Below are 19120 nucleotides of genomic sequence, written 5' to 3' on the forward strand. Positions count from 1 at the left end.
GCCACAGTGCGAAAGCCAGAAGCGAAAGTGTTCACTGATTTTTCGATTTAACGGAATGTCGCAGAGCGTTGGTTTTCGCACTACTCTCACCAACCTCGTCTACAAGTCACCAGGGGACACAATCGCCTGTAGTTTCAAGCCAGCATTCGAGATCGATACAGTTATCGAATACCGGGACACAATGAGTTTGGTCGATAGTCTGGATGGACGATCATATTCCATGTCGTTCGTCTACGATTCTTCAACCCAAGTTGTGAAAAATCTGCGGGTGCGAATGGACTCGAATTGGCATGATCACTCCCCTTACCATTATCCGGAGGTATCTGGCACAGGCGCTTATTTGGCTTGGTCATTTAGAGAAGACTTCGATTCCTTATTGAACGGGAAAGGCACGTCCTTCCTATCAATAATGACTCGTCCGTTGCAAGGTCTTTACGCTTGGTCGTTCTCATTTTTCGGTGGTACTTTCGATCCAGTAAGGTACTATGAAGAGGGCAATCAAAACGAAACGGGAATCGAGACCGATACCGTTACACTAAGGGTTTCCTTCCCATCGAATCGTGTTGTTCAACTTTCTGCAGACCCACCATTCACTCTTGCCAATTCTCAATCTGGTTATGTCGCAAGTTTCCGGACTAGTAAAATAGTGCGCTCACTTCAACTCTTCAACTTGTTGGGTCAGCCGGTTGCTTCGATGCAGATCGCCACAGGTGCCGGTAGCATCAACATTCCAATTCTTCCTCCCGGCTGCTACTTCGCCCGGCTGGGCACCGAGGTCGCGAAGTTTTGCGTGGCGGAGTAGAGGGCGCACGATTCTCCGTGAGGTCACAAATCAAGCCCTGTGGAATGATGCTGCACGCCGCATGTTCCGATGTGAGATGACATTCTACCGATTCACGATCGTCTTCGTGGTTCTGTTGCTCGCTGGACGAGCGTCGGGGCAAATTGACTCGAACTCACTTGTCACGATCAAAACCTCTGATGCGTCGGCAGGCTGCACAATGACGATATTCGATACCGGGCGTCCTGCTGGAACGTACTCTCCTTATTTGAGCACTATTTGTGATCGTACTCTTCCTCTACGAGAAATGAAGTCGACGAACTATCCTTACGGCATTAGTTTCGACTTATCGCTCGACACTGCAAACAAGATGGTCAAGTACCTTCGTATCTATAACGCCCAGTGGTACCAGACGCACATCACTGTGTATGATCTCCCCGGAAATTCGTATTTCACTTTAAGATTTGAAGACTTGCCATACCAACAACTCAAAAGTGGGATTCTGCTTCAAGGTATCTTTGAGTGCACATACACCTTTCAGTCTGGAATAAATTGGATGGGAAGTCCTCGTGTATGGTTTCAAGGCTTTTGTAGCGACTCTGGCCATCTAACGGATACTCTCACATTGTCTATTGTTCCAGCCACATTTCGAGATGTTAGAGGCTCGTATCGTGAGAGGTCCGAGGACGAAGGAATGGTGGTGATCTGCGATCAACTCGGTAGGGCCATCCGTTCAGTACAAAGGAAAGTATATGAGAGCGGGGTACGAGGAATGATTGCCCATTTTTCTTTTCTTCCTCCCGGCTGCTACTTCGCTCGGCTGGGCACCGAAGTCTCGAAGTTTTGCGTGGTGGAGTAGCGGGGCACTACTATTTGGCCTGGCAAGTTCAAAAAAGCATGGACAGAGATTTTGAATCGATTGCGGCCGACGCGGAGCGCCTCGACACCCGCGAGCAAATTCTACTTGCGCAGCGGCTCATGCGAAACGCAGGTCCGAGCCATGAGCACCGCGAGGCGTGGCTCGCGGAATCACAGCGACGAGCGGAGGCATACGATCGCGGGGAAATGGAGGCCTTCGATGGTGACGATGTGATGCGAGAATTGCATCAATTGATTCGCAGCAAGTGAATTTCCGGATTATCTCGCCGGCAAAAGAAGAGCTGGCCGAATCCGCACTGTTTTATCTGCACGAGAGTCCTCAGGCAGCGTTCGATTTTGAGGTCGAAGTCGATGCAGCCTTGACGGCGATCAGGGAAGCTCCAACCCGGTACCGAATCCACGCTCGCGATATTCGGGTTAAAGAACTCGACCGGTTTCCGTTTTCACTTTACTATCGCACTAAAGGAGAAGAGATACTGATCCTTTCCGTTGCGCACAACACGCGCATGCCCGATTTTTGGATCGATCGAGTCTGAGGTTGATTGTTCCTCCCGGTTGCTACTTCGCCCGGCTGGGCACCGAAGTCGCGAAGTTTTGCGTGGTGGAGTAGCGGGGCATGCGATTCGCGGTGAGGTCACAAATCAAGCCCTCTGGAATGATGCCCTTATCGGCGTGTTTCGACTTGCGAAATGTCTTCCTACCGATTAGCGATCATCTTTGCGCTTCTTCTGCTCGCCGGGCGGGCGGCCGGGCAGACAGACACCTGTCTACTCAACTATGAGATCCTGGGCGGGACTTTCAACTGGACGGTCCAGACGACATTCATGCCCTGTCCCAAACCCAGCAACACCTATACTGGTATCATTCCTCTCAATCTATCTTACTTTGGACATGCAGTCCTGCATGGTGATACAATCAGTCTCCCGCAACAAAGCGCAGTTCGCTTCGTCGTGGACACTATGCAACACAGAATTACTCACTTTACGATCAGTGGTCTCGGCACTCCTACGCAAGGTTTCTCGCAATTCTCGAGCTCTTGCACACTCGCATTTGATCCCATAGTTTATGACATGGATTCGACATCGAGCCTTCGTGTCGCATCTGGAAGCTATCATGCGACGGCACATACGGACGTTTCATTTCTGAACCTCCCTACGCCCGATTCCGGTTGCAGAGGTGAATCGGAGACCGGACACTTTGATTCGACGTGGGCGTCGGATTATGGTTTGGTACTCTGGATTTCCCCTATTCCTAAGTCTGGCGTTCAGGACGCTGCAATCCATGATCGCACACCTCTCCACATTGCTGTGTCCGGCAAGAACCTGGAAGTTACCTCATCGTCTTCGGGCCGATTGATCGTTATGGATTTATTGGGTCGAACAGAGATGTCGCAAGAGATTCCGATTGCGAGATCAGGACTTCAAATCTCAATAAGATCACTCCCTCCCGGTTGCTACTTCGCCCGGCTGGGCACCGAAGTCGCGAAGTTCTGCGTGGTGGAGTAGCGTGGGCACTACTATTTCACGGCCTAAGTTCAATTTTGTATGGATAGAGACGTCGATTCGATTCTTCATGACGTGCGCGAGTTGGACCGCGAAAGCCAGATTCAGCTTGCCGAGAAAATCATCGCAGGTGTTTTGCCGTCGTCTGAAATAGAAGCTGCCCAACGGAAAGAGGTCCGAACCCGAGTCGAGGCATATCGGCGCGGTGAACTGAAAGCAGACGATGCGAGACCGATGCTCGAGCGCGCTCGAAAAATGATCGCGGATGCCAGGAAGCAACGATGACCGTCCGCCGCCTTTCACCGGCTGAGGAGGAATACATAGCGTCGGTGGCCTTTTATGTTGCTGAAAGCCCTCAAGCTGCGGATGGATTTGCGGATGAAGTTGAAAGCGCGATTGATGAAATCGCGCAGAGTCCGACACGATATCCGATATATGAGGAGAACGTCCGTCGTAAGGTCTTAGACGTTTTTCCATTTTCAATCTATTACGTTACCGAGAATGATGAAGTCATGATCGTTGCAATCATGCACAATTCACGAAGACCGAAGTATTGGCGTGAAAGATTGTAAACAGTTTGCCTGCTACTTCGCCCGGCTGGGCACCGAAGTCGCGAAGTTTTGCATGGTGGAGTAGCGGGGCATGCGATTCGCGGTGAGGTCACAAATCAAGCCCTCTGGAATGATGCCCTTATCGGCGTGTTTCGACTTGCGAAATGTCTTCCTACCGATTAGCGATCATCTTTGCGCTCCTTCTGCTCGCCAGGCGGGGGGCCGGGCAAGGTACAAATGTGCTTGATTTTGAATTGAAGGGCAGCCCAATACCATGGAGTGTTCAAACTTGGCCGGATGGTGCGAATCACAGAGGTGGATGCAGGACGCGATCGCCAAGCCCGTCAAAAGCAAGGGCGGAATACGATAATCCGACTGTGGCACGGTCTCTGATGAATCACCCGGTGCGGGTGATTCATTGAATTAAAAAGGAGACACACCATGAAGGCGACATTCGTATTCCTTATTCTTTTTCCGGCCGTGGCCTTTTCGCAGATGAAGAGGCCCAACTTCTATCAGGACAGCGCCGTGATCGTTCACGGCGACGGCCACCTGGACACGGTAAGTACGGCTTCGTTGGCGGCACAGGACTCGCTCGACCGGCTCGATGGCATCGTTCCGATGGAAGCGGCCACAAGACCGAAGCGTCCGACAGTGGCACCATCGCCGTTTGTCGATCCGCGCGAGCCGCGCCCAAACGACCCGCCGACGCGAAGGGAGTCGTAGTCATGCGAAGGCCTGCTGCTAACGCACTACTGTCGATTTTGCTGCTCGCGATGGCGCTCTCCGGCTGCATGGCCGACCGGATCAGCGAAAAGATGAAGAGCTGGGTCGGTCGTAGCGAGGCCGATCTCGTCCAAGCGTGGGGCCCACCGACAAGTGTTTACAAGCTGGACGACGGATCTAAGGTCCTCACGTATGCCTACGAAAACGACGATGCTTCGTCGCGGGTCGATGCCTTTGGCGTGCGCCGCTACTCTGAAGCGACGCAGCGGACTCGGAGCTTCACGATAGGCCCAAACGGCATCGTCGTCCGTTGGCGTTGGCAAGGATACTGACGCGCCAACGACTTCTTTCGGCATGGAATGTTACGGCTTTCAATGTGGTTTTGCCTCTACCTTGGGTTGTGGAGGGCCAGACCACACGCAGCAAGGACACTATAAGCTATGCGCCCTTTCCACCATTTAGTATAGGGTTTGAAATTGACACCGTTCAAAACAGTTTGAACAATGTCACTGCAAATTATTGGTACTTGGACCAAGAACCGAAAGAACGGCAAGAGTTTCAATACTCTCTTAAATTTGGTAACCTATCTTATTTCAAAGATACGGATGGTAGCATTCAAGTAGGTCCTGCGGCTGTAACTGCGTTATTGAGCGGGACTGGATCGATCGTCATCTTCGATGGTACTCAATATAACGAGTCTGGTAATTGGTATGGCAATGAGACGATTCAGGATACTCTCTACCTGAGACTCGGACAACCTAGGCAGGTTGAGACGGTTGCTCATCTGGCTGAAAAACCATCGCTCCGCATTCTTCAAACCACTCACTCCATCGGTTTCTCCTATGACTTAAAAGAGTCTTCGCTTCTTCTGATTTCGAATTCTCTCGGCCGGATCGTTTATGACCAATTAATCCACGCCCAAGAATCCATGATACAAATACCGTCATCCTTTCTCCCTCCCGGCTGCTACTTCGCCCGGCTGGGCACTGAAGTCGCGAAGTTCTGCGTGGTGGAGTAGTGAGGTACTACAGGTCTTCAGGTTTGAGGCCGGTGTGTTTCGCAATGCGAGCGAGCATTCGGGGCCCAATCTCTTCCGTGTCATGGAAAGAAAACACATAATCGGGCCACCCTTCGCGCATCAGGACTTGATGGGACCCACCGCGAAATCGCTTGACTTGCCAGCCAATACGAAGCAGCGCACTAAGGACGCGAGCAGCTCTTGTTGACGGCCAGGAACTCACGGCACGAGGAATGTGACATCTGTCAAATTTGCCTGCGCTTCACCATGCTCCAGCCGCTCAGCCAGGGCATGCAGCGCAATTGCTTTAGCGTGAGCCATTGCTTCGTCAGGGCTGCTCCCGTAAGCCAAAGCGCCAGGCAATTCGATCACTTCGGCAATCCAACGGCCATCCGCTTCTCGCTCGTATTCAATCGTGAACTTCATTATGTTATGGTAGCGTGTCGTGCGAGGCTTCCGTTCCCGGATGCCTTTCATGTACTGCTACTTCGCCCGGCTGGGCACCGAAGTCGCGAAGTTTTGCGTGGTGGAGTAACCCCGAATCAATTTCCCGTCCGGCCCGTTTTGAACCTGCTGGCGGGTGCGCCAGATGGCCCGCACATTCCCACTTTTTCCCCTGCTGATATGAGACTTCGAGGCATCCTGTTTTCATCCATTCTTATCCTTTCACTCGTTGCGTTAACTGGCTGCAAGAGCGATACGACGGCGCCAGCAAATACCAATTCCTTTCCCGGAGTCGGGAGCACGTTCACCGTGGCCAATTGGGAGGACAATACGGACTTGCAAGACACGACCACCTATCAGATTGCCAACGCGGATACCACGTTTGATGGAAAGCAGCATGCGGTTAAGATGATCCAACTCGTGCTGGCTGGTCTGCCGCAGCCGGACCCATTCTACTTAGCGTTCGAAGCAAATGGCGATGTTAGCGTCTGGCCGAAGCCTTCGTTGAGCCGGGCCGATTGGTTTACCATTCCCTATGCAACTCAGGCGCACGGCGCGACGAACTGGGACCCGGATGGGACTGATAGTTCGATGACCATTGCCGATGGCGATTCGCCATCTTCGGGATCGATCACAATTAACGGGACCGCATATCCAACGGAGCGGGTCAAAGTGACAATCATGCACGACATGAGTGTGGCGGTCCATCACTATGCGTATTCGCCCGCGCTTCGCTTCCGCGTTTCGGACGATGAGGATGCCTTGCCGGATGGAACGCAGTTCGCGCAGCACTGGAAATTGGTCTCGTTCGTGAAAAAGTAGACGGAAGATTGACCGTTTCTTCGGAAATAGTCTCTCTCATCTGACTGTTTCAAGCCCGCGCCGGATCCCGTTTTCATCGGGTGGGGCGTGTACATCGATCATTTCCTATTTCATGGACCTCCAAAAGAAACGCGTCCTCGTTCTGGGTGGCTTTGGCCTGGTGGGACAAGCTCTCATTCAACGGCTCATGGTTGAAGGGCCGTCCGGCAGACCCTCACACATTATTATCACATCGCTCCGCAAGGAGGAAGCCGAGTCCGCGGTCAAGCTATTCGAAGAACGGTATGCCCATAGCGGGACGACCTTCGAGCCATTCTGGGGAAACTTGTTCGTCCGTGAGAATTGGAAAGACCTGACCCGAGATGCCATACTGGCTGATCCGGAACTGCGGGACCAGTTGATCGAAGACACCCTCGGCGATCTGACCGAAGAAGTCTTATGTATGAACACACTCTACTCGGCAATCGAGTGGGCCCGGCCAGACGCGATCATTGATTCGATCAACACATCCACCGCAATCGCGTATCAGGATTTGTTCACGATGGGGCAGCGCGTGAAAGCAGCGATTCATGCGAACGCACAAAATTCCGGCGAATTAGTCGAGCGGCTTTTGGCCAGTCTTTACATTCCGCAACTCATTCGTCACGTGCAGATTCTGCATCGAGCGCTGATCGATTTCAAAGTGCATGCCTATATTAAGATCGGCACGAGCGGCACCGGCGGCATGGGATTGAACATTCCGTTTACTCATTCGGAGGAGCGTCCCTCCCGCATGCTGCTTTCGAAGTCTTCCATCGCTGGAGCGCACTCATTGCTGCTGTTCCTTATGGCGCGCACCCCGCGCGCGGCAACGATCGTGAAGGAAGTGAAGCCTACGGCCACCATCGCGTGGAAAGAAATCGGATACGGCCCGGTAAAGAAAGGCGCGAAGCCTATTGAATTATTCGATGTCACGATGAGTGATGCCGAAGTTCTGGGCAACACGCTGAACCTCCTGGATGAATCGCATGGGACCGCGACAGGACAAGTACTCGAGGCCGTCTATGTCGATACCGGTGAAAACGGCATCTTCTCGAAAGGCGAGTTCGAAACGATCAGCGCGCTCGGACAAATGGAGATGATCACGCCGGAAGAAATCGCTGAAGACGTGGTCCGCGAACTCACTGGAGTCTCCACCGGTAAAGACATCATTGCTGCGCTCGACGCCTCGACGATGGGACCAACATACCGCGCGGGCTACCTGCGTGAGTCCGCATTGCGAATGCTCACGGCGCTCGAAGTCGAGACCGGGACATCGAGCGTTGCATTCGAAATGCTCGGACCGCCAAGGCTGGCGAAGCTGCTCTTCGAAGCGCATTTGCTCAAACTTGCAGCAAATGATTTTGGTGGAATGCTCAGCCATACGCCAGAAGAGCTTTCGAAAAAAGTCGAGACGATCATCAGCGAGAATGCACGCCTCCGAAGCGAGATCGTATCGATCGGGATTCCGATCCTGCTCGCCGATGGCAAAAAACTTGTACGAGGCAAGCAGATCAAGATTCCACCGGCCAAGCACGGCAATTCCATCGAGCTCAACGATGAGAAACGCGATGCGTATGCGCGCGAGGGATGGATCGATCTCCGGCCGGAGAACATGGCCGTGTGGCAAGCGCGATTCGCGCGGATCCGTGACGAAGCGGAGTCCACGCGGGGCATAACTGGCTCGGCGGTGGATCGCTCTCCGGCTTACTGGGACAATTTCATGCAGATCTCTGAAGGCCGGCTAGCGGCGTGGATATTCTCGGTGGAGGAAGGCGGGGAGCGGATAAAGCGATGAACTAGGAATTTTTGGAAAGGAAGGGATTCTTTGGATAGGATAGGATTTTTGGGGGACGTGGAATTTTGGGATGATGACTGCCGATGGAATTCGCTCCCAAAAATCCGACGAAATCCCAAACATCCCAGTCAAATTGTCGTATATTTGTAATTGCTTATGAGAAGGCTCCTCTTTATTGGCATTTTCGCCGCGATTACCGCATTTGGCTTCGATGTTGCGGGTCTTGTCGATTCTTTTACTGCACGGCCTGATGGTGATGGAATAACGCTCGATTGGCGTTCCGAGGTTGAGAGCGGTGTCAAGAATTACACGATCGAACGGTGCGATGTTCGGAGTGCCAATGATTTTCAGGAAGCTGGCCAGGTTCAGCCATCCGGCAGCTACTCCTCGTATCGCTTTCACGATGGCCACTTGAGCATTGCGCCTATTGCCGGCCAAACCGGTAGCGCCAAGCCATTGGCCGATGCCTACAAGTATCGCATCCGAATCAATCTGACGGATGGCGAACTTAGCTATTCGCAGACCATCAATGTGACGAAGCCCTCCAGCGGAGTCCGCCGTACCTGGGGCATGATCAAAGAGATGTTCCACTGAAGCGCTGGCTGAGCGCCGACCCCCTAAGGTTGTTGGAACGGCCAGTCCCGGCCTGAAGTTTAGAATTACGGGTTGTACCATTCGTGCAATCACATTCTGATGGCCTCATGAGACGTTCACTCCTCCATATCCTGTTTCTGACCTTGATCCCGGTCGTGGGTGTTGCCGGGAATGGGTGGAATGAGCCGAAGCTCGCGACGAAGATCTTCCAGGATTCGACGATCTTCACGCTCCATCTCGATCCCAAACAGTCGCACAAAGCTGGTTCGACATTCGAAGTGACCATCCATGTAAAGCCCGGCGCAGGCTGGCATGTCTGGAGTGCCGACATGTCCTCCGAAGGTGGACTCACGCCGCTCAAGGTTACTCTGCCCGGCGATCTCTCCAAGTATTTCGAACTCGTCAGCTTCCACGAGACCGGGGACGTGAAAGTTGGTTATGACTCAGCATTCGATGTTGCAACGCGTGCGCATTACGGCGAGTACGATGTGATCGCAAAGGTTTCCGTCCGCGAAGCAGCGCCAACACCGTTGCCGTTCTTCTTGTATGTCAATTACCAGACCTGCAACGAGGTCGTTTGTGAGCCGCCGCGCTGGTACCAGGTGCCGATGACCGCGCTCGGCGCGAAGCCCATCGAATTTACCTTCGCCGATGCCGATAGAAGCCAACCCGCTAAAATGGGAACAGCAGGAGGGGAGCGATGAGACGAATGCAAGTCATTGGGCTTGTTCTTATCACCTCCTTGACTCTCGCGGTGGTGAAGGGGTATGCGAACGATCCGAAGCGGATCGAGCGTCGAATCCATCTTGACTCGACGATCCTTAGCCTTTCAATGCATCCATTGAAGATACTTCACAATGGAGATTTGGTGAAGGCTCGCATCCATGTCGATGTCCATGATGGTTGGCAAATCGGCGCTCTATCTGATTCGCAGAAGAATAATTGCGAATGCCAAATGGCGTTCCGTGTACATCTTCCTGATTCTCTTGCGAGTAACTATGAGATAGTGTCGCTGAGAGAAACAGGAAAAGTAACTACGGTTTTTGATTCCGATTTCCTCGAGTTGAGATCCTACCATACGGAACCCTTCGATGTGATTGCAACTCTAAAGGCACGCAGGAAAGTTAAGACTTTGGCTGACTTCCGATTATTCGCCGGTTACCAGGCGGTCAACATGATTAGGAAGCAATGTCTGCCACCCAGCTGGTATGAAGTATCGCTTAAAAAACCAGACATCGTAGCGAATTAAGTGCAGAGCGGATTCATGAAATTGCAATTCAAGAGAGAAATTAATTCATAAAGTGAGAAGCATCCTCCGATATATTGCTCCCTTTGCACTGCTCTGCGCGGTCCTCGCAGCAGCACTGACCAGTCGTGCGACCGATCCGAAGCGGATTGAGCCAAAGCTTCACATGGATTCGGCAATCTTCAAGATGAAGCTCGAGCCAAAGGCTCATCCGCAGGCTGGCAAGACGTTTCAGGTCCGAATTCATGTCGATCTCCGGCATCCATACCATATTTGGAGTTCATACATGTCGGATGAAGGCGGACTGATCCCTCTTAGTCTGCAGGTACCGGACGCAATTTCGAAGTACTTCGAAATCGTTGGAAAACTCACAGAGACCGGCAAAATCATTCCAAAGTATGACTCAGGCTTTGAGATGGTCACGAAGGCCCATCACACTCCTTTTGATGTAATCGCTACAATAAAGGTTAAGGCGAATTCCAAGGACCCCGTCCCGTTTTCGCTTTTCCTGAAGTATCAGACCTGTAACGAAACTCAATGTTTGCCACCGGCCGTCTATGTGGTACCGATGGATATCCTTGGTGAGAAGCCATTGATGCTAACCATCGCCGAGGGTACTCCTGATACGACATCGGAGAACATGGCAAGTGCGCCGCGCATTGATAGCGCGGACAAGGCGATGCTGCGGAACAAAGATTCATCAGTGAAGATGAGTCAAAGTTCTCCGGGGGCATCGAGTCAGCCGCCGTCGAGTCCGGGTGGCGGAGAATCTGCCGCAAAAGGTGATGTGGTCGCAATCGCGCAGGATTCGATTTGGAGCTTCATCTTCGCTGCGATGGGATTTGGCTTCCTCGCATTGCTCACGCCGTGCGTCTTCCCGATGGTGCCGATCACGGTGAGCTTCTTTACCAAGCGTAATGCCGGCAGCCGCAAGGAAGCAACGAAGGACGCACTGCTCTATGCGACGGGTATTGTCGTTACGTTTGTTCTGCTCGGGTTTTTCCTATCGTTGATTGCTGGTCCTGCCGGCATCAATCAGTTTGCGGCGAACCCGTGGGCGAACCTTGCCATTGCGGCGATTTTCATTGCCTTCGCGCTGAATCTGTTCGGCTTGTTCGAGATTGGTATTCCCTCATCGGTCTTGTCCAAGCTCAACATGACGGCGCAGAAATCGAAGAACAAAGTATTCTCGGTCGTGCTGATGGGCTTCGTATTTTCTCTGACGAGCTTTACCTGCACGGTGCCGTTCGTCGGCACGCTGATGGTCACGTTCTCACGCGGCTCGTGGTTCGTGCCACTCATCGGGATGGTGGCGTTCGCGACGATCTTCGCGCTGCCGTTCTTCCTGTTGGCCCTCTTCCCGAACCTGATGAAGCAGCTTCCGCGCTCGGGTACGTGGATGAACAATGTGAAAGTCGTGATGGGGTTTTTGGAAATCGCGGCCGCGCTTAAGTTTTTCTCGAACGTCGATCTCATTTGGTCGTGGCATTTCTTCAACCGCGATTTGGTGCTTGCGGCCTGGGTCGCTATTGCGATCATGACTACGATCTATTTGCTCGGTCGCTTCCAGTTGTCGCATGACACTCCGGTCGAGCATATTGGGGCACTACGGCTTTGCATCGCGGTGATGTTTTTGTCGGCGGGCATTTATTTGTATACCGGCTTCCACAATCAGCCATTGGGCGATCTCGATGCATTCCTGCCACCGGCTTCCGAAGTTGGCGAAGTCGGCGCGAACATGGCTTCGATGGTGCCATCTCAAAAAACCGCGACTCAAAGTAACCAGCCGCAGAGTTGGATACCAAGTTATCCGGCCGCACTTGCAGAGGCGAAGAAGACAGGTAAGAATATCTTTATCGACTTTACCGGATATACCTGCACGAATTGCCGCGCAATGGAAGCGTCTGTGTTTAGCCGACCAGATGTGAAGGAGATGTTCGGCAGCTTTGTACTTGCGCGACTCTATACGGATAATGGCACATCGCTCAACGATTCGAATCGCGATTTGGAAGAATCACGGTTCAACACGATCGCGTTGCCATATTACGTCATCGTCTCTCCCGACGATAAACCGCTGGCCACGGTCCCCGGCTTCACGCGGGATGTCGAGTCGTTCAAGGCCTTCCTGAAAGTGGAGAAGCCTGCCAGCGCGACAAGCGTGGCAATGCTGGGACGATAAGAGGCGTGGACGTAGTTTGCGAGTCTAATCGATTGTCACTGCGGAAGTATACGCAGGACGATGTTCCGCTGCTGCATGTGATCACTTCCGATGCTGCGACGATGAGCTTTTATCCTGCTCCGTTTACGATCGAGCAAACCGCAGCATGGATCGAACGCAGCATGAAGAGTTATGACGAGCATGGTTTTGGCCGCTACGCGACATTTCTGAAGAGGACTGGCGAGTATATTGGTTGCGTCGGTTACTTCCGGACCATGGTTAACGATGTGATGGAAAACGACCTCGGATACATCATTGCTCGTGACCATTCGAACAAGGGCTACGCGACGGAGGCTGCAAAAGCATGTTTGGACCTGGCGGAAAGAGAGAAGTGGTTCTGCGGCGTGGTGATCCAGATGGCGCACGACCATATCGCGTCACGACGCGTTGCCGAGCACCTGGGCGCAACGCTGGAGGCTACCTTCATCAATCGAAGGAATCGAGATATTCTGACGAATTTGTTCTTGATAAACTTGGAGTGATTCCGAATGGAAATCACCGCTCGAACAACGATACGATCGTCATTCCCTGAACACGAAAGATTGGGGAGGTCGGCTTTTCGCCGGTGATAAATTCGTCGGCGTTGAGAATTCGCGCTGCGGTCAGGTGAAGAGCATCGAGTCCACCGAGTCCGTATTGTTTAGCTAAATCTAGTGCCGATTCAATGGCGTAAGATGTTGGCTGAAGCCAGTCCACAACGGAATCGAAGTACGCGGAATAAAAATCAACTTCGACTTGTCGCCGGTGGTACGTTGCTTTCGGTAAAACTTCGAGCCGCAGGAAAATGCTCGATACAAACTCACGATTCGAATCGGTAATCAGACGCAGTGCGATTGCCGACTCCGGCAGGACAGCACGGGCTGCTGCTATTAGAACATTGGCATCAACGAACGTTCGAATCATGAAACATCGAAAGCTTCTCGCTGTTGTTCGGCATGTTCTCTTCTAATCTCTTCCAGCGTCAGCAATGGAATGCCCGATTCCTCGATTCTTTTCCGAATTGCCAGCAATTTGCGGCCAAGCTCCGAGGTATTTTCGGGTGGATTTGCGCTATTGCGCACGGCCTTGCGCGTGTGTTTGACCCTCGATGCAGTTGTCTTCTTGGTTTTTGCTTTTACGGCCATGATGAGTAAACGCCGCGAAATCGTTATTCGGTTCGATAGGCTCATTGCGGGACAAACCCCGCTTTTCAAGCGTTCGGCATCCGTCAAATGCCAGAAATCGTCCATCCAAGTATTCCTGTTTCCTCTCCCCTTCAGGGGATAGGGCAGGGTGAGGGGTCCGACCGCTTTTCCCAGCGGCTTCGGGAGTCTGTTGTCAGGCCGATCCTTACCGATGGATCGATCGTCGCAACACTTGCCGCGCAGGGGCTAACGGACCCGCTGCCAGAGCGGTATAATCTCACGCAGCCCATCGCTGTCGAGCACGTTCATCGCGCCTTTGCCGAAGCAGGAGCGGAGCTTCTCGTCTCGAACACCGAGCGTGCTAACGCCATCACATTAGCCCGGCATCATCTTGCTGAGAAGGCATACGAGATCAACCGAAAAGGCGTGTGGCTTGCGCGGACGGCTGCGAGCGATCACGAACTACTGGTCGCCGCTGCCATGGGCCCGGTTGGCAAATTCTTGTCGCCGATTGGTCCACTGAAGCGAGAGGACGTTCGCCAGGCATTTCACGAGCAAGCCCTCGCACTTCTCGATGGCGGCCCGGATGTTTTTATGCTCCGCAGCTTCATCGACATGGATGAACTCGAGATTGCAATCGAAGAAGTCCAGCGAGTCGCACCGCATATTCCAATCATCGCGCAAAAGACCTTCCCAGAGGATGGCGCTTTGTTAGCGACAGATTTCGCCCACAAGGTTGCACGGCGATTGATCGCGCATGGCGTCGCCGCGATCGGCTCGAACGGTACCGTCGGCCCGAACCGGATGCTTTCCATCATTCAGGCACTTGCCGTGCCGGGCATTGCGATCAGCGCACAGCCGGACATTGGAATTCCTACGCTGGCCGATGGACGCCCAGTCTATCATGCGACGCCGGAATACATCGGCGAAAGCGCGCGCCGGTTGGTCGAGGCGGGCGCCTCGATCGTTGGTGCCGCCGGTGGCGCAAGACCGGAGCATATTCGCGCGATACACGATGCCATTCACGGCCTCAGCGCCGGCGAGATTAAGGTGCATGAGGCGCACGTCAACGCCGAACAGCACAACGGCAAGGCCGATCAGACGAAGTTCTCGCAGTTCAAGCAAAACCTCGGCAAGAAGTTTCTCGCAACCGTCGAGCTCGATGTGCCGAGAGGATTGGATATGTCCAGCGTGTTTGAAGGTGCGTCGTTTCTGGCAAAAGCTGGAATGGATGCGGTCAATATCTCCGACGGCGCTCGGGCACGTCTGCGCATGAGTTCGTTTACGATCGGGCACATGGTGCAGACGCAATGCGGCATCGAGGCCATGACGCATCTGGCCTGCCGAGATCGCAACATGGTAGGTTTGCAATCCGAGTTGCTTGGTGCTGAGGCGCTCGGCGTGCGAAATATCTTGTGCGTCACCGGCGATCCGGCGCAAATTGGTGATTACCCGTACGCGACAAGCGTCTATGACATCGACGCGATCGGTCTAATCCGCGCGGTTCACTCGATGAACGAGGGATGCGATTTGCTCGGCAACTCGATCTCTGGCGGTGCGGCAAATTGCACGCATTTCCTGATCGCTTGCGGATGCAATCCTGTTGCCGACGACATGGACCGTGAACTGGCGCGTCTCGAGCGCAAAATTGCGGAAGGCTGTGAAGTCATCTTCACGCAGCCGCTCTTCGAGATGAAGGCGCTCGCGCCATTTCTGGACGCGATCAAGACCTTTCCGGGGAAAGCGAAAATCATGCTCGGAATCATGCCGCTCCGGAGTATTAGGCACGCGGAGTTTCTGCACTATGAAGTACCGGGTATGTCGGTGCCGCAGTGGATTCGGGATCGGATCGCAGCAAGGTCAACTGTCGATGCCCAAAGTAAGGAAGGCGTTGAGATCTGCGTTGAATTCCTGAAGGAAGCGCGCGCACATGTGGATGGAGTTTACATGATGCCGCCGTTCCGGCGATATCAGATGGCGGTCGACATATTAGAGCGGCTGGGATGAGACCCACAGTGGAGAGTGGAGAACGGAGAGTGGAGAACGGTAAGCCGAGGGTCGGCATTGTGCTCGTGAACTTCAACGGCTACACTGATACCGCCCGGTGCCTCAAGTCTCTTGCGGATATTTCCTATCCTGATGTCGAGATTATCGTTGTCGATAACGGCTCGCACGATGGAAGTGGCGTCCGGCTTCGCCAGGAGTTTCCAAATGTGACGCACATCCGGTCGGAGGAGAACACGGGCTTCACCGGCGGCAACAACATTGGCATCGAGCACGCAATGTCAAATGGCTGCGATCATGTGCTGCTGCTTAACAACGACACGATCGTGACACCGGGATTTCTCGAGCCATTAGTGGCGCGTCTCGAATCCGATCCGAAGATTGCCGCTGTGAGCGGTAAGATTTACTATGCGCCCGAGAAGCGCGGTGGACAGTCGGACATCATCTGGTATGCAGGATGCTACCAGAAGTGGCACATGGGTTATCATCACGTTGGAATCGAGGAGAAGGACACAGGTCTGTATGATACTCCACGAGACATACCGTATGCCTGCGGTTGCCTGATGCTGATGCGTGGCTCTGTCATTCGCGAACTCGGAATGCTTTCGCCAGACTATTTCATTTATTGGGAAGAGGCGGACTGGTGCCATCGCGCGCGGAACGCCGGATATACGTGCATGTATGAGCCAAAGAGTGTGATCTATCACAATCTGGCCGGCGCGCCGATCGGCGACGAAACGCCGTTTTACATGTATCTTCAGCACCGCAACGCGTTTATCTACGCGCGCAAGTTTTATCATGGCCTGACTGCAATTCGGTACTGGGCGTTTTATCCGTTGTTCTTAGCATATCGCTTCGCTTATGATTGGCGAATCCACAAACGTCAAGCTGCCAGAGCCATGCTGGCCGGTATCAGAGATTACTTCCGAGGCTATCGAGGTACGCAAGGACTCGAAGAGCGCGGCTTCATTCATAGAAAGTTAGCCAATTGAGATCTTTAGTCACCGGCGCTGCCGGATTTATTGGATCGCACGTCGTCGATGAACTCATCGCTCGTGGGCATGATGTCGTCGCGCTGGACGATCTTTCCGGCGGGTTTGTCGATAACGTTAATCATCGAGCGATCTTCATTGAAGCGAGCTGTACCGACCATGTGCGACTCGAACGATTGTTCAAAGAGTATTCTTTCGATTACGTTTTCCATCTTGCGGCATACGCCGCTGAAGGACTCTCGCATTTCATCAAGCGGTTCAATTATACGAATAACGTGATCGGCTCGGTGAATCTGATTAACGAATCGGTCAAACACAATGTCAAACGTTTCATCTTTACAAGTTCAATCGCAGTCTATGGCAAGAATCAATTGCCAATGCGTGAAGACTTGACTCCCGCGCCAGAGGATTCCTATGGTATCGGTAAGTACGCTGTCGAGCTTGACCTCAAAGCCTCTCACGAAATGTTTGGTCTGGACTATGTGATCTTCCGTCCGCACAATGTGTATGGCGAGCGACAGAATACGGGCGACAAATACCGCAACGTGATTGGCATCTTTATGAACCAGTCACTTCGCAATGAACCTTACACGGTTTTCGGTGATGGCGATCAGAAGCGCGCGTTTTCTTACATCGGCGATATTGCTCCCGTTATTGCCGAGAGTGCGACGCATGATGGCGCACGGAACGAAGTCTTCAACATTGGCGCGGACAGCATATATTCTGTCAACACCCTCGCCGCTGAAGTCATGAATGCGATGGGAGTTCAGACCGAGCTAAAGCATCTCCCTGCACGCAATGAGGTCGTCGATGCGTGGAGCGACCACTCAAAAGTGCAGCGCACGTTCGGTTCGCGCAAAGAGACCTCACTTACCGACGGTCTTCACCGCATGGCCGAATGGGTCCGACAAGTCGGACCCCGTGCATCGAAGCCGTTCGAGGGAATCGAGATCGAGAAGAATTTGCCAGCAAGCTGGCGGACTCCTTCTCCTAAGGCTGCCTCTTAGGCTGCCTCGAATCGCGCCTGGAAGAACCGAAGGTATTTCGGCTCATAGACCATCCGTAGACCTCGGATTTGTTCGCGACGGTCGTGGACGGCCTCGACTGCTTCGGTCACAACATCGCAGTGTGCCTGCGTGTAGACACGGCGAGGGAATGTTAGTCTTACAAGTTCGAGCTTCGGTCTCACATGCTCGCCCGTCGTTTTGTCTCGGCCCGCCGAGACGATTCCACGCTCCATGGTCCGGATGCCGCTTTCAAGGTAGAGTTCAGCTGCGAGCGTCTGTGCTGGGAAGGAAAGCTGATCGACTTGTGGCAAAAAGCGTTTCGCGTCCAGGAAGATCGCGTGTCCGCCGATGGGGACAACGATCGGGATGCCGATGGACTTCAGACGCTCACCAACGTATTCGACCTGCCCGATACGCGCGCGGATATGATCTTCCTGAACGGCCTCTTCGATTCCACGCGCCATTGCTTCAAGATCGCGACCGGCTAAGCCGCCGTATGTGTGGAGCCCCTCATAGACAACCACGAGATTACGAGCCTCTTCAAAGACATCCGGATCGTTGAGCGCAAGGAAGCCGCCAATGTTCACAAGCAAGTCTTTTTTGCCGCTCATGGTGCAGGCGTCAGTGTACGAGCACATCTCATAGAGGATTTCCGCGACTGACCGCGTGGCGTAATCCGCTTCGCGCTGTTTGATGAACCAGGCGTTTTCGATAGCGCGTGTCGCATCTAGCACGATGCGAATGCCATGCTTGGAAGTCAGGGCGCGCAACTCGCGCAGATTTTGCATCGAGATCGGCTGGCCGCCCGCCATATTGACAGTGGCCGCTGCGGTGACATAGGGAATATGATCCGCTCCAACCCGTTTGATCAGCGATTCGAGCTTTCCGAGATCAATATTGCCCTTGAATGGATGAAGGCTTTCGGGATCGTGCGCCTCGTCGATGATGACATCCACGAACGTGCCGCCCGCAAGCTCCTGATGGAGCCGCGTCGTTGTGAAGTACATATTGCCAGGCACAAAATCGCCCGGCTTGATCAGAATGCTCGAAATCAAGTGTTCCGCACCACGGCCCTGATGCGTTGGAACGAGATACTTATAACCGTAATACTGCCTGACCTTGTCTTCAAGGTGATAGTAATTCTCACTACCCGCGTAAGCCTCATCGCCGAGCATCAGGCCCGCCCATTGATTATCACTCATCGCGTTCGTCCCGCTATCGGTCAGAAGATCGATATAGACATCGCGTGATCTCAGGAGGAAGGTATTATATCCGGCTTCAGTAAGCGCACGCTCTCGATACTCGCGCGTGGTCATGCGCAGTGGCTCGACAACCTTAATTTTAAACGGTTCGGCCCATGCGCGCTTCTCTAATTTATGCATTACGTAAGTATATG

24 protein-coding genes are annotated in these 19120 nt (G+C 53.3%); 19 read left to right on the plus strand and 5 right to left on the minus strand.

The features are described from left to right. Positions 1 to 409 precede the first annotated feature (409 nt). The 9 genes from Q8902_03250 (at position 410) to Q8902_03290 (ending at position 5457) form a co-directional block, all read left to right on the plus strand. Positions 410 to 802, plus strand: a complete 393-nt coding sequence (locus Q8902_03250) for a T9SS type A sorting domain-containing protein (protein MDP4198569.1) — start codon at positions 410 to 412, stop codon at positions 800 to 802. Positions 803 to 1678: 876 nt separating this feature from the next. Next, entirely contained in the window at positions 1679 to 1909 is a 231-nt protein-coding gene (locus tag Q8902_03255; protein ID MDP4198570.1) for an addiction module protein, read from the plus strand. Next, on the plus strand, positions 1906 to 2196 hold the full coding sequence (locus Q8902_03260; GenBank protein MDP4198571.1) for a type II toxin-antitoxin system RelE/ParE family toxin: 291 nt from the start codon (positions 1906 to 1908) through the stop codon (positions 2194 to 2196). The genes Q8902_03255 and Q8902_03260 overlap by 4 nt, the downstream gene beginning before the upstream one ends. 153 nt (positions 2197 to 2349) lie before the next feature. Further along, entirely contained in the window at positions 2350 to 3165 is an 816-nt protein-coding gene (locus tag Q8902_03265) for a hypothetical protein (GenBank protein ID MDP4198572.1), read from the plus strand. 39 nt (positions 3166 to 3204) lie between these two features. Next, positions 3205 to 3447, plus strand: coding sequence for an addiction module protein (locus tag Q8902_03270; GenBank protein MDP4198573.1), 243 nt, complete (start codon positions 3205 to 3207; stop codon positions 3445 to 3447). Beyond that, positions 3444 to 3734, plus strand: coding sequence for a type II toxin-antitoxin system RelE/ParE family toxin (locus Q8902_03275; GenBank protein ID MDP4198574.1), 291 nt, complete (start codon positions 3444 to 3446; stop codon positions 3732 to 3734). The genes Q8902_03270 and Q8902_03275 overlap by 4 nt, the downstream gene beginning before the upstream one ends. A gap of 420 nt (positions 3735 to 4154) precedes the next feature. Further along, positions 4155 to 4439, plus strand: a complete 285-nt coding sequence (locus Q8902_03280) for a hypothetical protein (protein ID MDP4198575.1) — start codon at positions 4155 to 4157, stop codon at positions 4437 to 4439. A 2-nt stretch (positions 4440 to 4441) separates the two neighbouring features. Continuing rightward, on the plus strand, positions 4442 to 4771 hold the full coding sequence (locus Q8902_03285; protein MDP4198576.1) for a hypothetical protein: 330 nt from the start codon (positions 4442 to 4444) through the stop codon (positions 4769 to 4771). Positions 4772 to 4965: 194 nt separating this feature from the next. After that, positions 4966 to 5457 (plus strand): hypothetical protein, encoded by a 492-nt coding sequence (locus Q8902_03290; protein ID MDP4198577.1) that lies wholly within the window; start codon positions 4966 to 4968, stop codon positions 5455 to 5457. Between the two features lie 7 nt (positions 5458 to 5464). Here the strand turns inward: Q8902_03290 and Q8902_03295 are convergent, their stop codons facing one another. Both Q8902_03295 and Q8902_03300 read right to left on the minus strand, forming a co-directional pair. Beyond that, entirely contained in the window at positions 5465 to 5680 is a 216-nt protein-coding gene (locus Q8902_03295) for a type II toxin-antitoxin system HicA family toxin (GenBank protein MDP4198578.1), read from the minus strand. Then, positions 5677 to 5883 carry a type II toxin-antitoxin system HicB family antitoxin gene (locus tag Q8902_03300; protein MDP4198579.1) on the minus strand — a complete coding sequence of 69 codons (207 nt, stop codon included), beginning with the start codon at positions 5881 to 5883 and terminating at the stop codon, positions 5677 to 5679. The genes Q8902_03295 and Q8902_03300 overlap by 4 nt, the downstream gene beginning before the upstream one ends. A 198-nt stretch (positions 5884 to 6081) precedes the next feature. Here Q8902_03300 and Q8902_03305 point away from each other — a divergent pair, with 198 nt between their 5' ends. From Q8902_03305 to Q8902_03335, 7 genes are all read left to right on the plus strand, one after another. Beyond that, on the plus strand, positions 6082 to 6723 hold the full coding sequence (locus Q8902_03305; GenBank protein ID MDP4198580.1) for a hypothetical protein: 642 nt from the start codon (positions 6082 to 6084) through the stop codon (positions 6721 to 6723). Between the two features lie 112 nt (positions 6724 to 6835). Continuing rightward, entirely contained in the window at positions 6836 to 8539 is a 1704-nt protein-coding gene (locus Q8902_03310; GenBank protein MDP4198581.1) for a short-chain dehydrogenase, read from the plus strand. A 156-nt stretch (positions 8540 to 8695) separates the two neighbouring features. Next, positions 8696 to 9133 (plus strand): hypothetical protein, encoded by a 438-nt coding sequence (locus tag Q8902_03315; GenBank protein MDP4198582.1) that lies wholly within the window; start codon positions 8696 to 8698, stop codon positions 9131 to 9133. 107 nt (positions 9134 to 9240) lie between these two features. After that, positions 9241 to 9837: a hypothetical protein gene (locus tag Q8902_03320; protein ID MDP4198583.1), complete on the plus strand. Its 597-nt coding sequence runs from the start codon at positions 9241 to 9243 to the stop codon at positions 9835 to 9837. Positions 9838 to 9974: 137 nt separating this feature from the next. Beyond that, positions 9975 to 10382, plus strand: coding sequence for a hypothetical protein (locus Q8902_03325; protein ID MDP4198584.1), 408 nt, complete (start codon positions 9975 to 9977; stop codon positions 10380 to 10382). Between the two features lie 52 nt (positions 10383 to 10434). After that, positions 10435 to 12558, plus strand: coding sequence for a cytochrome c biogenesis protein CcdA (locus Q8902_03330; GenBank protein ID MDP4198585.1), 2124 nt, complete (start codon positions 10435 to 10437; stop codon positions 12556 to 12558). Positions 12559 to 12590: 32 nt separating this feature from the next. Next, on the plus strand, positions 12591 to 13079 hold the full coding sequence (locus tag Q8902_03335; protein MDP4198586.1) for a GNAT family N-acetyltransferase: 489 nt from the start codon (positions 12591 to 12593) through the stop codon (positions 13077 to 13079). A 13-nt stretch (positions 13080 to 13092) separates the two neighbouring features. Here Q8902_03335 and Q8902_03340 read toward each other — a convergent pair whose 3' ends face one another. Next, positions 13093 to 13500: a PIN domain-containing protein gene (locus Q8902_03340; protein ID MDP4198587.1), complete on the minus strand. Its 408-nt coding sequence runs from the start codon at positions 13498 to 13500 to the stop codon at positions 13093 to 13095. Beyond that, positions 13497 to 13721: a hypothetical protein gene (locus Q8902_03345; GenBank protein ID MDP4198588.1), complete on the minus strand. Its 225-nt coding sequence runs from the start codon at positions 13719 to 13721 to the stop codon at positions 13497 to 13499. Before Q8902_03345 ends, Q8902_03340 begins: the two co-directional genes overlap by 4 nt. An 87-nt stretch (positions 13722 to 13808) precedes the next feature. Between Q8902_03345 and Q8902_03350 the strand changes: the two genes are divergently transcribed. From Q8902_03350 to Q8902_03360, 3 genes are read left to right on the plus strand one after another with little or no spacing between them, the layout of a single operon-like run. After that, positions 13809 to 15728: a bifunctional homocysteine S-methyltransferase/methylenetetrahydrofolate reductase gene (locus Q8902_03350; protein ID MDP4198589.1), complete on the plus strand. Its 1920-nt coding sequence runs from the start codon at positions 13809 to 13811 to the stop codon at positions 15726 to 15728. Beyond that, positions 15725 to 16717, plus strand: coding sequence for a glycosyltransferase family 2 protein (locus Q8902_03355; GenBank protein MDP4198590.1), 993 nt, complete (start codon positions 15725 to 15727; stop codon positions 16715 to 16717). The genes Q8902_03350 and Q8902_03355 overlap by 4 nt, the downstream gene beginning before the upstream one ends. Continuing rightward, positions 16714 to 17724 carry an NAD-dependent epimerase/dehydratase family protein gene (locus Q8902_03360; protein MDP4198591.1) on the plus strand — a complete coding sequence of 337 codons (1011 nt, stop codon included), beginning with the start codon at positions 16714 to 16716 and terminating at the stop codon, positions 17722 to 17724. The genes Q8902_03355 and Q8902_03360 overlap by 4 nt, the downstream gene beginning before the upstream one ends. Here the strand turns inward: Q8902_03360 and Q8902_03365 are convergent. Then, positions 17721 to 19106: a tyrosine phenol-lyase gene (locus Q8902_03365; protein MDP4198592.1), complete on the minus strand. Its 1386-nt coding sequence runs from the start codon at positions 19104 to 19106 to the stop codon at positions 17721 to 17723. The two genes, Q8902_03360 and Q8902_03365, sit on opposite strands and share 4 nt — an antisense overlap. Positions 19107 to 19120 lie beyond the last annotated feature (14 nt).

The organism is Bacteroidota bacterium (assembly GCA_030706745.1).
GTDB lineage: Bacteria > Bacteroidota > Ignavibacteria > Palsa-1295 > Palsa-1295 > PALSA-1295.

Bases quoted from the DNA above. Each gene is read 5' to 3' on its own strand.
- Q8902_03250 (MDP4198569.1), top strand. From the start codon at position 410: ATGACTCGTCCGTTGCAAGGTCTTTACGCTTGGTCGTTCTCATTTTTC.
- Q8902_03255 (MDP4198570.1), top strand. From the start codon at position 1,679: ATGGACAGAGATTTTGAATCGATTGCGGCCGACGCGGAGCGCCTCGAC.
- Q8902_03265 (MDP4198572.1), top strand. From the start codon at position 2,350: ATGTCTTCCTACCGATTAGCGATCATCTTTGCGCTTCTTCTGCTCGCC.
- Q8902_03270 (MDP4198573.1), top strand. From the start codon at position 3,205: ATGGATAGAGACGTCGATTCGATTCTTCATGACGTGCGCGAGTTGGAC.
- Q8902_03275 (MDP4198574.1), top strand. From the start codon at position 3,444: ATGACCGTCCGCCGCCTTTCACCGGCTGAGGAGGAATACATAGCGTCG.
- Q8902_03280 (MDP4198575.1), top strand. From the start codon at position 4,155: ATGAAGGCGACATTCGTATTCCTTATTCTTTTTCCGGCCGTGGCCTTT.
- Q8902_03285 (MDP4198576.1), top strand. From the start codon at position 4,442: ATGCGAAGGCCTGCTGCTAACGCACTACTGTCGATTTTGCTGCTCGCG.
- Q8902_03300 (MDP4198579.1), bottom strand. From the start codon at position 5,883: ATGAAGTTCACGATTGAATACGAGCGAGAAGCGGATGGCCGTTGGATT.
- Q8902_03305 (MDP4198580.1), top strand. From the start codon at position 6,082: ATGAGACTTCGAGGCATCCTGTTTTCATCCATTCTTATCCTTTCACTC.
- Q8902_03310 (MDP4198581.1), top strand. From the start codon at position 6,836: ATGGACCTCCAAAAGAAACGCGTCCTCGTTCTGGGTGGCTTTGGCCTG.
- Q8902_03315 (MDP4198582.1), top strand. From the start codon at position 8,696: ATGAGAAGGCTCCTCTTTATTGGCATTTTCGCCGCGATTACCGCATTT.
- Q8902_03320 (MDP4198583.1), top strand. From the start codon at position 9,241: ATGAGACGTTCACTCCTCCATATCCTGTTTCTGACCTTGATCCCGGTC.
- Q8902_03340 (MDP4198587.1), bottom strand. From the start codon at position 13,500: ATGATTCGAACGTTCGTTGATGCCAATGTTCTAATAGCAGCAGCCCGT.
- Q8902_03345 (MDP4198588.1), bottom strand. From the start codon at position 13,721: ATGGCCGTAAAAGCAAAAACCAAGAAGACAACTGCATCGAGGGTCAAA.
- Q8902_03350 (MDP4198589.1), top strand. From the start codon at position 13,809: ATGCCAGAAATCGTCCATCCAAGTATTCCTGTTTCCTCTCCCCTTCAG.
- Q8902_03355 (MDP4198590.1), top strand. From the start codon at position 15,725: ATGAGACCCACAGTGGAGAGTGGAGAACGGAGAGTGGAGAACGGTAAG.
- Q8902_03365 (MDP4198592.1), bottom strand. From the start codon at position 19,106: ATGCATAAATTAGAGAAGCGCGCATGGGCCGAACCGTTTAAAATTAAG.